General features: G+C 69.9%; 13 protein-coding genes. 5 read left to right on the forward strand and 8 right to left on the reverse strand.

What is annotated here, in order from left to right; genetic code table 11:
* Window positions 1-316 precede the first annotated feature (316 nt).
* Window positions 317-958 (reverse strand): DNA-3-methyladenine glycosylase, encoded by a 642-nt coding sequence (locus tag AMK22_RS24510; RefSeq protein ID WP_073788338.1) that lies wholly within the window; start codon window positions 956-958, stop codon window positions 317-319.
* Between the two features lie 73 nt (window positions 959-1,031).
* Between AMK22_RS24510 and AMK22_RS24515 the strand changes: the two genes are divergently transcribed.
* From AMK22_RS24515 to AMK22_RS24525, 3 genes are all read left to right on the forward strand, one after another.
* Window positions 1,032-1,814, forward strand: a complete 783-nt coding sequence (locus AMK22_RS24515) for a sporulation protein (RefSeq protein WP_073788340.1) — start codon at window positions 1,032-1,034, stop codon at window positions 1,812-1,814.
* Between the two features lie 118 nt (window positions 1,815-1,932).
* Window positions 1,933-2,466: a YbhB/YbcL family Raf kinase inhibitor-like protein gene (locus AMK22_RS24520; RefSeq protein WP_073788342.1), complete on the forward strand. Its 534-nt coding sequence runs from the start codon at window positions 1,933-1,935 to the stop codon at window positions 2,464-2,466.
* 202 nt (window positions 2,467-2,668) lie between these two features.
* Window positions 2,669-3,175, forward strand: a complete 507-nt coding sequence (locus AMK22_RS24525) for an HNH endonuclease (protein WP_073788343.1) — start codon at window positions 2,669-2,671, stop codon at window positions 3,173-3,175.
* Between the two features lie 93 nt (window positions 3,176-3,268).
* Here AMK22_RS24525 and AMK22_RS24530 read toward each other — a convergent pair whose 3' ends face one another.
* The 4 genes from AMK22_RS24530 to AMK22_RS24545 form a co-directional block, all read right to left on the reverse strand.
* Window positions 3,269-4,036 carry a sulfite exporter TauE/SafE family protein gene (locus AMK22_RS24530; RefSeq protein WP_073788345.1) on the reverse strand — a complete coding sequence of 256 codons (768 nt, stop codon included), beginning with the start codon at window positions 4,034-4,036 and terminating at the stop codon, window positions 3,269-3,271.
* Window positions 4,037-4,098: 62 nt separating this feature from the next.
* On the reverse strand, window positions 4,099-5,031 hold the full coding sequence (locus AMK22_RS24535; protein WP_073788347.1) for an SPFH domain-containing protein: 933 nt from the start codon (window positions 5,029-5,031) through the stop codon (window positions 4,099-4,101).
* Window positions 5,032-5,180: 149 nt separating this feature from the next.
* Entirely contained in the window at window positions 5,181-5,609 is a 429-nt protein-coding gene (locus tag AMK22_RS24540; RefSeq protein ID WP_073788349.1) for an NfeD family protein, read from the reverse strand.
* Between the two features lie 243 nt (window positions 5,610-5,852).
* Window positions 5,853-6,650, reverse strand: coding sequence for an ABC transporter ATP-binding protein (locus AMK22_RS24545; protein WP_073788351.1), 798 nt, complete (start codon window positions 6,648-6,650; stop codon window positions 5,853-5,855).
* A gap of 143 nt (window positions 6,651-6,793) precedes the next feature.
* Between AMK22_RS24545 and AMK22_RS24550 the strand changes: the two genes are divergently transcribed.
* On the forward strand, window positions 6,794-7,579 hold the full coding sequence (locus tag AMK22_RS24550; RefSeq protein ID WP_073788353.1) for a hypothetical protein: 786 nt from the start codon (window positions 6,794-6,796) through the stop codon (window positions 7,577-7,579).
* A 336-nt stretch (window positions 7,580-7,915) separates the two neighbouring features.
* On the opposite strand, the gene AMK22_RS24555 is transcribed toward AMK22_RS24550, so the two are convergent.
* Together AMK22_RS24555 and AMK22_RS24560 are read right to left on the reverse strand one after the other, a co-directional pair.
* Window positions 7,916-8,557 (reverse strand): response regulator, encoded by a 642-nt coding sequence (locus AMK22_RS24555; RefSeq protein WP_073788355.1) that lies wholly within the window; start codon window positions 8,555-8,557, stop codon window positions 7,916-7,918.
* Window positions 8,550-9,695 (reverse strand): GAF domain-containing sensor histidine kinase, encoded by a 1,146-nt coding sequence (locus AMK22_RS24560; RefSeq protein WP_073788357.1) that lies wholly within the window; start codon window positions 9,693-9,695, stop codon window positions 8,550-8,552. Before AMK22_RS24560 ends, AMK22_RS24555 begins: the two co-directional genes overlap by 8 nt.
* A gap of 632 nt (window positions 9,696-10,327) precedes the next feature.
* Here AMK22_RS24560 and AMK22_RS24565 point away from each other — a divergent pair.
* Entirely contained in the window at window positions 10,328-11,059 is a 732-nt protein-coding gene (locus AMK22_RS24565; protein ID WP_073788358.1) for a transglycosylase SLT domain-containing protein, read from the forward strand.
* A 155-nt stretch (window positions 11,060-11,214) separates the two neighbouring features.
* On the opposite strand, the gene AMK22_RS24570 is transcribed toward AMK22_RS24565, so the two are convergent.
* Window positions 11,215-13,851, reverse strand: coding sequence for an ABC transporter ATP-binding protein/permease (locus tag AMK22_RS24570; protein WP_073788359.1), 2,637 nt, complete (start codon window positions 13,849-13,851; stop codon window positions 11,215-11,217).
* Between the last annotated feature and the right edge of the window lie 363 nt (window positions 13,852-14,214).

The raw sequence follows: 14,214 nt of genomic DNA on the forward strand, positions 1-14,214 counted from the left end.
TCGCGCTTTTCCCTTTCGGCGGTTCCAACCTTACCAGATTCTTTTTCCGTTCCGTTTCCGGTCCGAATTTCAATTCCGGTGGCCGTTGGAGGGCCTTCGCCTTTCGGCGTGATCACTACGTTAACCGATTTCTCGGACCGCTCATAATCGAGCCAAATCAATCCGAATTACGGCATGACGAAAGCGCACCCTGAGGGTGTGTGTCGTAGGTAGTGGTTTGCCGCTTCGAGTTGCTCCGGTCGATCCAATGGATCGCACCGACAACAGTGCCCGTTTCAAACGGCTCGGACCACATTAGGTGGTCCGCATGGGCGAGTCAAGTTGCGCGGCGGCGTGGCACATGGGTCCGGTAGGGGCTCACCGTGGGGTCGCCGTCGATCCAGAACCGCCACGGATGTGTGGCTCCGTCGCCGCCGACTCCGGTACGCGGACCATTGCGTACCCGGTCGCGGGGCGGTGGGGTGCCATGCAGCAGATGCAGCGCGTTGCCGGGGTGGGCGATGGCATCGGTGCCGTCGAGCGCGCGGTCGATGTCGAGGGCGGTGGCCAGCCGGGCCGGCCCTTTGGCCAGTTCCTTGTCGCTGCGGGCGGAGGTCCGACGTACCCGGGTGAGTTCGGCGCCCACCTGGATCTCGCCCGCGCGGAGCAGGACACCGCCGGCCCTGCCCTCCGGGCCGCACACCAGGTTGAGGCAGTGCCACATGCCGTAGGTGAAGTAGACGTACGCGTGACCGGGCGGTCCGTACATGACGCTGTTGCGCGGAGTGCGGCCCCTGAAGGCGTGCGATCCGGGGTCGGCCTCGCCCGCGTACGCCTCCACCTCGGTGAGGCGGAGCTCGATGGGGCCGTCGGGTGTGGTGCGGACCAGGATCCGTCCCAGCAGGTCGGGGGCCACGTCCAGTACGGGGCGGTCGAAGAAGTCGCGGGTGAGCGGTGTACGTTCCAGACCCTCGGTCATGACGTTCGAGGGTACCGGGAACCGACCGTGGTCCTGGCGCGTATCTAGGGGTCAGGATCTAGGAGGAGAGAACATGGGCTTCAAACGTCTGCTCGCGAGCCTGGGTGCCGGTGGTGCTTCGGTGGAGACCGAACTCAGCGAACTCAACGTCGTACCGGGCGGGGTCGTCCAGGGCGAGGTGCGGATCCAGGGCGGCAGCGTGGATCAGCAGATCGAGGCGCTCTCCGTGGGGCTGCAGGCCCGGGTCGAGGTCGAGGGGCAGGACACGGAGACCAAGCAGGACATCGAGTTCACCAAGCTCCGGCTCGGTGGCGCGTTCCAGGTGCAGGCCGGTGCGGTGCACGTCGTTCCGTTCGGGCTCGAGATCCCGTGGGAGACGCCGATCACGATGTTCGCCGGTCAGCACCTGCACGGCATGCACATCGGCGTGACCACGGAGCTGGAGATCGCGCGGGCGGTGGACTCCGGCGACCTGGACCCCGTCAATGTGCATCCGCTGCCGGCCCAGGAGGCGATTCTCGACGCCTTCGGGCGGCTCGGTTTCGGTTTCCGCAGCGCGGACATGGAACGCGGCCACATTCGCGGTACGCGCCAGCGGCTGCCGTTCTACCAGGAGATCGAGTTCTACCCGCCGCAGCAGTACCGCGGGCTCAACCAGGTGGAGCTGTCGTTCGTCGCGGACGACCGCGAGATGGACGTCGTCCTGGAGATGGACAAGAAGCCGGGACTCTTCAGCGAGGGCAGCGACACCTACCGTTCCTTCAAGGTCGGGCTGAACGACTTCCACACGACGGACTGGGCAGCGTATCTCAACCAGTGGCTCGCCGAGGTCGGCGGTCGGCGCAACTGGTTCTGATGATCCGGATTCCGGTGCCGTGGCCGGCGACGTCCGCCCCGCGGACATCGCCGGCCACGGCACTAGGGTCGGGGAAAGACCTGCCGACGGCGGCAGGGCGATCAGGAGAGGTGCTGACGTGACCGAGCAGAAAAGGGCGCCGCTGCCGCACGACTTCCATCCCGAGGTGCCGTCGTTCACGGTGGTGAGCGACACTCTCGCCCCCGGGGCCGTGCTGGCCGACGCGCAGGTGCTGGCGGCCGGGAACACTTCACCGCAGTTGCGGTGGGAGGGTTTCCCCGCGGAGACCAAGAGTTTCGCCGTGACCTGCTTCGACCCCGACGCCCCCACGGGCAGCGGATTCTGGCACTGGGTGCTCTTCGACATCCCGGCCTCGGTCACCGAGCTGCCGGCCGGTGCGGGCAGCGGGGAGTTCGCCGGACTGCCCGCCGGGGCCGTGCACGCCCGCAACGACTACGGGACGAAGGACTTCGGCGGCGCCGCGCCGCCGGCCGGCGAGAACCACCGCTACGTCTTCACCGTGTACGCCGTCGACAGCGAGAAGCTCGGGGTCGACAGCGACACGTCGCCCGCGGTCGTCGGGTTCAATCTACGGTTCCACACGCTGGGGCGTGCCCAGCTGATCGGTGAGTACGAGGCCCCGGCCGCGTAGGCGCCGAGCCGTCACCGGGAGGCCGCCCCGGGCGGGCGGCCCGAGAGGTCGCCGGAACCCAGAGTTCCCCCGTTGTTCGCCCTGCCCTGGTCCTGAAGCGATCGGGGCAGGGCATTTTTTATTGCGTTGTCCCCCACAGCCCGCCCGGCCAGAGTTGTTCCGGGCCTGCCAGGGGGCGGGCGGCACACGGGAGGTGGGCGAGATGCGGGACACGCTGGTGCTGAACGCGAGCTTCGAGCCGCTGTCGACGGTGACGCTGAACCGTGCGGTGGTGCTGGTGCTGCAGGACAAGGCCGTCGTCGAGCAGTCCCACCCCGACCTCCGCATGCGTGGCGCCGCCGTGGACATCCCGGTGCCCAGGGTGATCAGGCTCTGCCGGTACGTACGGGTGCCGTTCCGAAGACAGGCCCCGTGGTCCCGGAGGGGCGTGCTGATACGGGACCAGCACCGGTGCGCGTACTGCGGACGGCGGGCGAGCACCGTCGACCACGTGGTGCCGCGGGCCCAGGGCGGCCAGGACACCTGGCTGAACACGGTGGCGTCCTGCGCCGAGGACAACCACCGCAAGGCGGCCCGGACGCCGGAGCAGGCCGGGATGCCGCTGCTGCGGCAGCCGTTCGTCCCCTCTCCCGCGGAGGCGATGCTGCTGGCGATGCGGACCGACGACCGGTCCGCGCTGCCGGAATGGCTGGATCACGCCGCCGCGTAGTCGGCGTACGCGCGGCACGCAACGGGACATACGCGTCGAAATGTGCGGAAGCCCGTCCTCCTGCGAGGGCGGGCTTCCCGTGTGTGGGCGGTCTCAGCGGAGCAGCAACTGGACAATGGCGACCGTGCCGACCACGACGATGAGGGTGCGCAGGACGGTGGGGCTGAGGCGGCGGCCGACCTTGGCACCGATCTGGCCGCCCAGGGCGGAGCCGACCGCTATCAGCACGACCGCCGTCCAGTCGAAGTCCGCGACGAAGAGGAAGAAGAGCGCGGCGATGCTGTTGACGACGGCTGCCAGAACGTTCTTGACGGCGTTGAGCCGCTGCATCGTGTCGTCGAGCAGCATCCCCATCAGGGAGAGGTAGATGATCCCCTGGGCGGCGGTGAAGTAGCCGCCGTAGACGCTGGCGAGCATCAGCCCGGTGAAGAGGAGGGGGCCGCCGTCGGTGCGGGTGGGACCGCCGTTGTGTTCGCGTCGTCGCTGAACGGCCCTGCTGATGCGTGGTTGCAGGATGACCAGGATCAGGGCCAGCGTCACCAGCACCGGCACGATCGTCTCGAAGGCCGTGGACGGCAGGGACAGCAGGAGCGTGGCCCCGGTGAGACCGCCGATCAGGGCCGCGACGGCGAATCTGAGGACCCGGCGGCTCTGCCCCGCGAGCTCCGCGCGGTAGCCTATGGCGCCGCTGATCGAGCCGGGGATCAGGCCGAGCGCGTTGGAGACGGTGGCGGTGACCGGGGGCAGCCCGGTGGCGAGCAGCACCGGGAAGGTGATCAGCGTTCCGGATCCGACGATCGTGTTGATCGTGCCGGCGCTGATGCCCGCCGCGAAGACGGCGAGCATCTCCCAGATGGTCATGGCGACTCCCCCGTGCATGGTCGATGCGTCGTGCACCGATCATGCACGAGGGCATGTACGCATCATTCGACCGGGGGCTGTTCCCGCCGCTCCTTGCCGCCGGTGTCGAATCCGGGGGCGCCGTTGCCGAGGTTGCCGAAGGCGCCGCTAAGGCCCTTCAGTGCATCACCGATCTCGCTGGGCACGATCCAGAGCTTGTTGGCATCGCCCTCGGCGATCTTCGGGAGCATCTGGAGGTACTGGTACGAGAGGAGCTTCTGGTCCGGGTCACCGGCGTGGATGGACTCGAAGACCGTACGGATGGCCTGGGCCTCACCGTCCGCGCGCAGGGCGGACGCCCTGGCCTCACCCTCGGCACGCAGGATGGCGGACTGCTTCTCGCCCTCCGCGGTGAGGATCGCGGACTGACGGGTTCCTTCGGCCTGGAGGATCGCGGCGCGCTTGTCGCGGTCCGCGCGCATCTGCTTCTCCATCGAGTCCTGGATGGAGGTGGGCGGCTCGATCGCCTTGAGTTCGACGCGGTTGACGCGGATGCCCCACTTGCCGGTCGCCTCGTCGAGGACTCCGCGGAGCGCGGCGTTGATCTCCTCGCGGGAGGTCAGCGTCCGTTCCAGGTCCATGCCACCGATGATGTTGCGGAGCGTGGTGACGGTGAGCTGCTCGATCGCCTGGATGTAGCTGGCGACTTCGTACGTGGCGGCCCTGGCGTCCGTCACCTGGTAGTAGATGACGGTGTCGATGTTGACGACCAGGTTGTCCTGGGTGATCACCGGCTGCGGCGGGAACGGGACGACCTGTTCACGCAGGTCGATGCGGTTCCTGATCGTGTCGATGAACGGAACGACGATGTTCAGGCCCGCGTTGAGCGTACGGGTGTAGCGGCCGAAGCGCTCCACGATGGCGGCGCTGGCCTGCGGAATGACCTGGATCGTCTTGATCAGGGCGATGAAGACGAGCACCACCAGAATGATCAGGACGATGATGATCGGTTGCATCGTGGTTCCTCGTTGCCCTTCGGTTGCCGACGGATCGCGGGTGATCGGGGTCGAGATCGAGTGAAGAGGTCGAAAACGGATGCGACCTCGATCTCATGATGATCGACTTCGAGTCTGACAGAACGCGCACTGCGGTGGGGGTGATTCGGTCACATGACGACTGCTGTTGCTCCGTCGATGTCGACGACATCGACCTGTTGGCCCGGATCGAAGCTCTGGTCCCCGTCGAGTGCCCGGGCGGACCAGATCTCGCCGGCCAGCTTGATCCTGCCGCCGTTGCCGTCGACCCGTTCCAGGACAACGGCCTGACGGCCTTTCAGCCCATCGATGCCCGTGGCGAGTTGGGGCCGGTCGGCGCGGTGCCTGGTGGCGATCGGGCGCACCACGGCGATGAGCGCCACGGAGACCACGAGGAACACCAGCACCTGGACCACGATGCCGCCGCCGAGCGCCGCGACGACCGCGGCGGCGACCGCTCCGACGGCGAACATGCCGAATTCGGGCATCGCGGTCAGGACGAGCGGGATGCCCAGCCCCGCCGCGCCGATCAGCCACCACACCCACGCATCGATGTCCACGTGGTCATGGTAGGACCGCGAGTGCCCTCGCGGACAGTGCGCAAGCGGACAGGCTCGACGGCCCCACGGCCCGGGCGGTCCACGGCCGGCGGTGGACGGTGGGCGACGGCAGCCGGGGGGTGGGCGATGGACCGTCGGGCGGTCGGCGGCTCGCGCTCTCCCGGGGAGGACGTCCCGGGAGACGTCTCAGGAGGAACGTCTCAGTACGGGCGCCCTCAGGACGGGCACCTCGGCAGGGACGTCTCAGGACAGCGGGAGTCCGTGGGCCGTGTAGCGGTCGCCGGTGCGCTCGACGACGAGCGGCAGGCCGAAGCAGAGGGAGAGGTTGCGCGAGGTGAGCTCGGTCTCCATGGGCCCGGCTGCGAGCACCTTGCCCTGGCGGATCATCAGGACGTGGGTGAAGCCCGGGGCGATCTCCTCGACATGGTGGGTGACCATGATCATGGAGGGGGCGTAGGGGTCGCGGGCCAGTCGGCCGAGGCGGCGGACCAGGTCCTCGCGCCCGCCGAGGTCGAGTCCCGCCGCGGGCTCGTCGAGGAGCAGCAGTTCGGGGTCGGTCATCATGGCGCGGGCGATCAGCGTCCGCTTGCGCTCGCCCTCGGACAGGGTGCCGAACTTGCGGTCGAGGTACTCGTTCATGCCGAGGCGGTCGAGAAAGGCGCGGGCGCGCTCCTCGTCGACGGCTTCGTAGTTCTCGTGCCAGGTGGCGGTCATGCCGTAGGCAGCGGTGAGCACGGTCTGCAGGACGGTCTGGCGCTTGGGCAGCTTCTCGGCCATGGCGACGCCCGCCATGCCGATGCGGGGGCGGAGATCGAAGACGTCGGTGCCGACGCCGCCGAGTCGTTCACCGAGGATGCCGACGGTGCCGGTGCTCGGGAAGAGGTAGCTGGACGCGATGTTGAGGAGGGTGGTCTTGCCCGCGCCGTTCGGGCCGAGGATGACCCAGCGCTCCCCCTCCTTGACCTGCCAGGAGACGTCTTCCACCAGAGCACGTCCGTCGCGGACCACGGATACGTCCACCAGCTCCAGTACATCGCTCATGGCGCGTTGTCTCCCCATGCAGTGTCGAGGTCGTCGCGTGCCTGTGGGCACAGCTCCCAGGGAAATCTACGCCACCGCGGGAGTGTGCCCGGCGCTGGGCCCGAGTGCCCCCGGGCCGCCCGCCTGTTCCCTAGGCTGTCCCCATGCTTTCGGAACCACGCTCAGGTTTGCTGGCCGCTTGGGGAAACGCGCTGCTCGCGGGACTCGTGTCACCGGACGACGCGGCGCTCGCCATCGTCGGGGAGGACGCGGTGCACCGTGTGGAGGGGCTGCCGGGCGAGGCGGGGCCGGTGGGGCTGACGCTGGCGCTCGGGCGGTTGCGCGCCCTGGGGGTGAGCGGGTTCCGGGTCGCGCTGCCCGCCCCGGGGCATCCGCTGGGGCTGAGCGGTCCACCGGAGTTCAACGCACGGGCGCTGGAGGCGGAGGAGGCGGTGATCGCCTCCGGTGCCCCGTACGGGCTGGTTCCCGAGGTGAGCGAGCGGGGACCGGAGGGGGATCTGCACGTCGAGGTGGTGTGGCACTGCCTGCCGGTACGAGAGGCTCCGCCGGCCGATGTGCCGTCGCTGGGCGAGGCGGAGCGGGAGCTCGCCGAGGCGCTGCGGGACGCGACGGAGGTGCTGTCGCGGCTGGACGTGGCCGGTTCCGGGCCGATGGCGGAGGCGGCGGTGGACGCGTACCGGGCGCGGGCGGAGCGGAGCCGCGAGGTACTGGCTCCGGGGTATCCGCCGCGCGCGGTGCGGGTGCTGGAGCTGGCACAGCGGGTCGGGCTGCTGATCTCGGTGGCGTACGGGAACGGGCACGGCGGGGCGGTGAGCGCCTCGGAGATCGCGGCACGTGCGGAGGCGCTGCGACCGGTCGAGCGGGTGGCCCGGAGGGCGCAGGTCGCCGCGTACAACGCCTGCGTGGAGGAGCGCGAGCGGGAACGGTAGGTCCGCAGGTCGCCGCCGCGGGGCAGGTCGGCGCCCGGCCCGGGGACGCGGGAGGACCCGGGGGCGCGGGAGGGACGGTCGCGTCCGCGCGGTCGGGCCTCCCACCGGACGGTCGGCGCGCGCACCGACCGGCGGTCTCACGTCGCGGGGCGCACCCCGTGACGGCGTCCGGTCGCGGCGCCACACCGTCCGCGACGTGCGCATCGTCCGCGGTGCGCCCCTCCGGCCGTGCCCGGTCGCGGGCGCGGGCGCCGTCGGGGTCCGCCCGGTCGTGGTGCCGCTCCGCTCAGCAGGTCGGCACCGTCCGGGGTGCGCACGGTCGTGGTGCCGTTCGGCTCAGCCGGCCGCTCCGTGCCGTACGGCCCAGAGGGCCGCCTGGGTCCGGTCCGAGAGGTCCAGCTTCATCAATATGTTCGAGACGTGGGTCTTGACGGTCTTCTCGGAGAGGACCAGGGCCCGTGCGATCTCGCGGTTGGAGCGGCCGTCGGCGATCAGGCCCAGCACTTCCCGTTCCCGTTCGGTGAGGGTGCTCCCCCGGCCCGTGCCGCCGCCTTCATCCTGGGTGAGCAGGGCTCCCGCGACCTCCGGCTGGAGGAGCACGTGTCCGGCGTGCACCGAGCGGATCGCCCCGGCCAGGGCGTCGGGGTCGACGTCCTTGTACACATAGCCAAAGGCCCCGGCCCGGAGGGCGGGCACGACGGTGCGCTGTTCGGTGAAGCTGGTGACGATCAGGACCTTGGCCGGGTTCGCCAGCTCACGGAGTCTGCGCAGGGCCTCGATCCCGTCGGTTCCGGGCATCTTGATGTCCATCAGGACGACATCGGGACGGAGTTCCTCGGTCCTGGCCACGCCCTCGGCGCCGTCGGACGCCTCGCCCACCACCTCTATGTCGTCCTGGATCTCCAGGAACGTACGCAGACCGCGGCGGACCACCTGGTGGTCGTCGACCAGCAGCACCCTGATGATCTTCTCAGCCACCGGGTATCTCCATCTCGATCGTGGTGCCCCTGCCGGGCACCGATTCAACGGTGAGCCTTCCGCCGACCCCGCTCGCGCGGTCCCGCATCGACACCAGGCCCAGGTGGCGGCCCGCCTGCCTGGTCGCCGCGGGGTCGAAGCCGCCGCCGTCGTCGGTGATGCGCAGCCGTGCGCCGTTGCCGTGCCGGGTCAGGGTGACGTCGACGTGTGCGGCGCCCGAGTGGCGCAGGGCGTTGTGCAGGGCTTCCTGGGAGACCCGGAGCAGCGCTTCCTCCTGGGCCGCGGGCAGGGCGCGTACGCCCTTGCCGGTGAAGGTGACCCGGGCCGTGTGGGCGCGGTCCAGGACCTGGATCTGGGTGCGCAGCGTGGCGACGAGGCCGTCCTCGTCCAGGGCGGCCGGGCGCAGTTCGACGACGGCAGCGCGCAGTTCGTCCACGGCTTCGGCGGCGAGCGCGGCGACCTGGTGGAGCTCTCCCTTGGCACGGACCGGGTCGCGGTCGATCAGGGCGGTGGCCGCCTGGGCCGTGAGCCGCAGCGAGAAAAGCTTCTGGCTGACGGCGTCGTGCAGCTCATGGGCGAGCCTGGATCGCTCCTCGGCGATGGTCAGTTCCCGGCTGCGTTCGTACAGCCGGGCGTTGGTGAGGGCGATCGCCGCGTGCTGGGCGAGGATCGACAGCAGTTCCTCGTCCTCGGCGGTGAAACCGCAGCTGCCCTCCGGTTTCGGGCAGCGCTTGTTGGCGAGGAAGAGCGCGCCGAGGGTCTCGTCGCCGTCCCGGATGGGCAGGCCGAGGAAGTCGGACATGTCGGGGTGGGCGGCGGGCCAGCCCCCGAAGCGGGGGTCCTTCCGGACGTCGGCGAGTCGCTCGGGCCGCGCCTCGTGGAGCATCGCGGCGAGGACGCCGTGCTGCCGGGGCAGCGGGCCGATGGCCCTCCACTGCTCGTCGCTGACGCCGTCGACGACGAACTGGGCGAAACCTCCGTGGTCGTCGGGGACGCCCAGCGCGGCGTACTCGGCGTCCAGCAGTTCGCGGGCCGAGGCGACGATCGTCTTCAGGACGTCGCGCACTTCGAGTGGCCGGCTCATGGCGAGGAGTGCGGCACTCACCGCTGCGAGGCCCGACGGTGGGCGATGGCTCATGGCCTCACCGTACAAGCGGGACGCGTACGCCGTATCGGCCTGTGGACGGCTGCCGCTTAGGGCTCGGGGACTAGGACGTGTTGCGGAAGTCCCGTCCGGCCCGCGACGCCCGGCACGGCGCCTCGCCGCGTTGTCGGGATCGTCCACGCAAGCCCAGTACGAGGACGACCCTCCGCCTTGCGATGCACCGCACCGGACGCCGCGGGCCCCGCCCTTCGGGCGGACGACGCCACTTTCGCAACACGCCCCAGGCCCTGCCGTCGGACCACCGCTGCCGCGCGGCGGGGCCGGTGCGGGCGCTCGCGGGGGCTCGTACCCCGACTCCTCACCCTCCGAATTGCTTGAGCAACGGTTGGTGAGTTTGCCGGGCGGCCGATGTGAGGCCGGGCATAGGACCCACATCACTTACGAAGAATGCTAGTGGACGCATAAGCACGGCATCACTGGGCAGGAGCGCGGGCCGCCCCGATCCAGAGCCTCCCCGGTCCACTATCCGGGGTCGTACGTCACACCTTTGCCAGCGAATTTTGCTGGCGCTAAGAATTGCTCTCGTCCCCGACGGAGGTGCGCACACAGCGCTTCCCGTCCTCGTCCTCCGTGAGGACTTCCGCGATTCGAAGAGGTATCTCTGCATGACCGTGTCCGGCGTCACCGCCCGTCGTAGTCGTCTGAACAAGGCCCAGAAGTTCTCCCTCGCAGGTATCGCAGCCGCTGCCGTCGCGTCCCTTTCGTTCTCGCTCGTCCCCGCCAACGCCGAGTCCAAGCCGGAGGCCGAGGCCGCCGCGTCCACCGCGCCCGTGGTGTTCGGTTCGGTCGTCGGCAACCCGCACGCCAAGGCGCTGCAGGCCAGCCTCATCGAGCAGAACTCGACCGCCGAGAAGCTGGTGAAGGCCGCCGACCAGGCCCGTGCCAAGGAAGTCGCGGTCAAGAAGAACGCCGAGGCCGCCGCCAGGGCGAAGGCCGCCGCCGTCGCCGAGGCCAAGGCCCGGAGCCAGGCCGAGAACGCCCCCGCGAGCCGCTCCACGGTCCGTACCCCGGTCTACGCGAACAACCTGGACGGGTGGATCCGGGAGGCCCTGGACGTCATGAGGGCGCACGGCATCCCCGGCACCTACCACGGTCTGCACAAGAACATCATCCGGGAGTCCTCCGGCAACCCGTACGCGGTCAACGACTGGGACATCAACGCCCGCAACGGCGTCCCGTCCCGCGGCCTGCTCCAGGTCATCCAGCCCACGTTCGACGCGTACCACGTGCCCGGCACCTCGAAGAACATCTACGACCCGGTCGCCAACCTCACGGCCGCGGCCAACTACGCCGCCGACCGCTACGGCTCGATCGACAACGTCAACAGCGCGTACTGACCGGATCAGGGCGTGCGTCGTACGTCCTCCGTCCAACGCACGACGCACTACGCCGGAGGGCGGCACCCCAGTGCTGGGGTGCCGCCCTCCGGCGTCGTGCGTGGCGATGCCCGGCGGCGGCCATGACACGGCCGTCCGCTCACGGGCCTGTGGGACTACTTGCGCATGACCTCCGGCTCGTGGCGGCGCAGCAGTCGCGCGACCACGAAGCCGCAGACGATGCCGAGGAACAGCAGTACCGAGACGTCCATCGCCCACTGACCGGCCGTGTGCTCCCACAGCGGGTCCAGGTCGGTCGGGTCCTTGGGGTCCCACGGTGCCATGAGGTGCGAGAGGTCGAGGGTGGCACCCGCGCCGGCGATGGCCCAGCGGGACGGCATCAGCCAGGCGAACTGCTCCAGGCCGGGCGAGCCGTACACCTGGAAGAGGATGCCGGTGAAGACGACCTGGACGATCGCGAACATGACCAGCAGCGGCATGGTCTTCTCGGAGGTCTTCACCAGCGAGGAGATGACCAGGCCGAACATCATCGAGGTGAAGCCGAGCACGATGATCGTCAAGCAGAGTTCGACGGCGGGCGGCATGATCAGGCCCTCGTCGGGCAGCTTGCGGGTGGCGAAGCCGATGCCGCAGATGATGACGCCCTGGAGGGCCGTGATGACTCCGAGAACGATCACCTTGGACATCAGGTAGGCGGAGCGGGAGAGGCCGGTGGCCCGTTCCCGTTCGTAGATGACCCGTTCCTTGATCAGTTCTCGTACGGAGTTGGCCGCACCACTGAAGCACATGCCGACCGCGAGAATCAGCATGATCGTGCCGGCGGCGCTGTTGAACCGGGACGGCGGCTCCGGCGCCGCAAGGCCGAACTTGGCCGGGATGACCACACTGACGATGCCGAGCACGGCGGGCAGGATCACCATCAGGCCCATGAAGCCCTTGTCGGACGCGATCACCGAGAGGTAGCGGCGGATCAGTGTCCACAGCTGGGCCGACCAGCTCTGCGGCTTGGGCGGGCGTATCTGCTGCGGGGTCGGCATGTGGACGGGCTGGGCGGCGACGGCGTCGATGTCCGCGGCGTACATCTGGTAGTGCTGGGAGCCGCGCCAGCGGCCCGCCCAGTCGTAGTCGCGGTAGTTCTCGAACGCGGAGAACACGTCGGCCCAGGTGGTGTAGCCGAAGAAGTTGAGCGCCTCCTCCGGCGGGCCGAAGTAGGCGACGGACCCGCCCGGCGCCATGACGAGCAGCTTGTCGCAGAGCGCCAGCTCGGCCACGGAGTGGGTGACGACGAGGACCGTGCGCCCGTCGTCGGCCAGACCGCGCAGCAGCTGCATGACGTCACGGTCCATGCCCGGGTCGAGGCCGGAGGTCGGCTCGTCCAGGAAGATCAGCGACGGTTTGGTGAGCAGCTCCAGCGCCACGGAGACGCGCTTGCGCTGGCCTCCGGAGAGCGAGGTGACCTTCTTGTCCTTGTGGATGTCGAGCTTGAGCTCGGCGAGCACCTCGTGGATGCGGGCCTCGCGCTCGGCCTCGGTGGTGTCCGCGGGGAAGCGGAGCTTGGCCGCGTACTTGAGGGCCTTGGTGACGGTGAGTTCCTTGTGCAGGATGTCGTCCTGCGGGACCAGACCGATGCGCTGGCGCAGCTCGGCGAACTGCTTGTACAGGTTCCGGTTGTCGTAGAGCACGTCGCCCTGGTTGGCGGGCCGGTAGCCGGTGAGCGCCTTGAGCAGGGTGGACTTGCCGGAGCCTGACGGTCCGATGACCGCGACGAGCGACTTCTCCGGGACGCCGAACGAGACGTCCTTCAGGATCTGCTTCCCGCCGTCGACCGTCACGGTGAGGTGGCGGGCGGAGAACGTGACCTCACCGGTGTCGACGAACTCCTCCAGCCGGTCGCCGACCAGGCGGAACGTCGAGTGACCGACACCGACGATGTCGTTCGGGCCGATGAGCACGGAACCGGACTTGGGGAGCGGCTGACCGTTGACGTAGGTGCCGTTGTGCGAGCCGAGGTCACGGAGCTCGAAACGGCCGTCGGGCGTCGCGTGGAATTCGGCGTGGTGCCGCGAGACCTGGAGGTCGGAGACGACCAGTTCGTTCTCCAGCGCACGGCCGATGCGCATCACGCGGCCGAGGGCCAGCTGGTGGAACGTGGTCGGGCTGCGGTCACCGCGCACCGACGGGGCCCCCGCGACACCGCCGGGCCCGGCCGCGCCGGGTGTGGGTCCCATGCCCTGCTGGTGCGGGACCTGGGGCTGCTGGGGTTGCACGGGCTGCTGCGGCTGGTGTCCCTGGGGAGCCTGGTGCCCCTGGGGGGCCTGTTGCCAGCCCTGGTGCGGCTGCTGCTGAGCGGGCGCCTGGCCGCCCAGCCGGCCCGCGCCGCCCTGCTGCGGCTGGTGGGCGGGCGCCTGCTGGGGCTGCTGAGCGGGAGGCAGCTGCGCACCCGCGCCCTGTCCGCCGTACGCACCGGCGTCCGCGGCGGCACCCGTGTCCGCGGCGGTGAAGCTCAGCCGCGGTCCGTCATTGGCGTTGCCCAGGTGCACGGCGACGCCGGGGCCGATCTCCAGCTGCTGGATGCGACGGCCCTGGGCGTAGGTGCCGTTCGTGCTGCCGTGGTCCTCGATGGACCAGCCACGGCCTCCCCAGCTGATCGTGGCGTGCCGCCACGACACCCTGGCGTCCTCGATCGTCAGGTCCCCCTGCGGATCGCGCCCCACGGTGTACGGCCTGGACGGATCGAGCGTCCAGGTCCTGCCATTCAATTCAAGTACGAGTTCCGGCACTCCGCGCCCCACTTGTTGTCCCCCGATTGCCCCCCGTCGCAGGGGGTCTAGGGATGCTGAACATCGTGGGGAACTATTCCAGGAGCGGTCCCGGATACGAAAGCCGGGCGGGGTGAAGACCCTGCGGGGGGCCCGGGGCGGCACCACCGGGCGGGACGAACGGTCCGGAGGACGGCAAGCCGCCACGAGTCCCCCGAACGTGAGCGAAATCTGCGTGAACGTCGGCGAAGTCCGCGTGAATCACGAGGGAACGGGGCCGGTCCGCGACGGGCGGACGACGCCGGGCGCCGGGCCCCGGCCCGGGGGAGCCGGGCTGCGTACGCGCTCCGCCGTGGTGCGCGCACGGCGGGTACGAGGGCCGGGAACGCCGGGCGG

It is taken from the genome of Streptomyces sp. CB01580 (assembly GCF_001905795.1).
GTDB lineage: Bacteria > Actinomycetota > Actinomycetes > Streptomycetales > Streptomycetaceae > Streptomyces.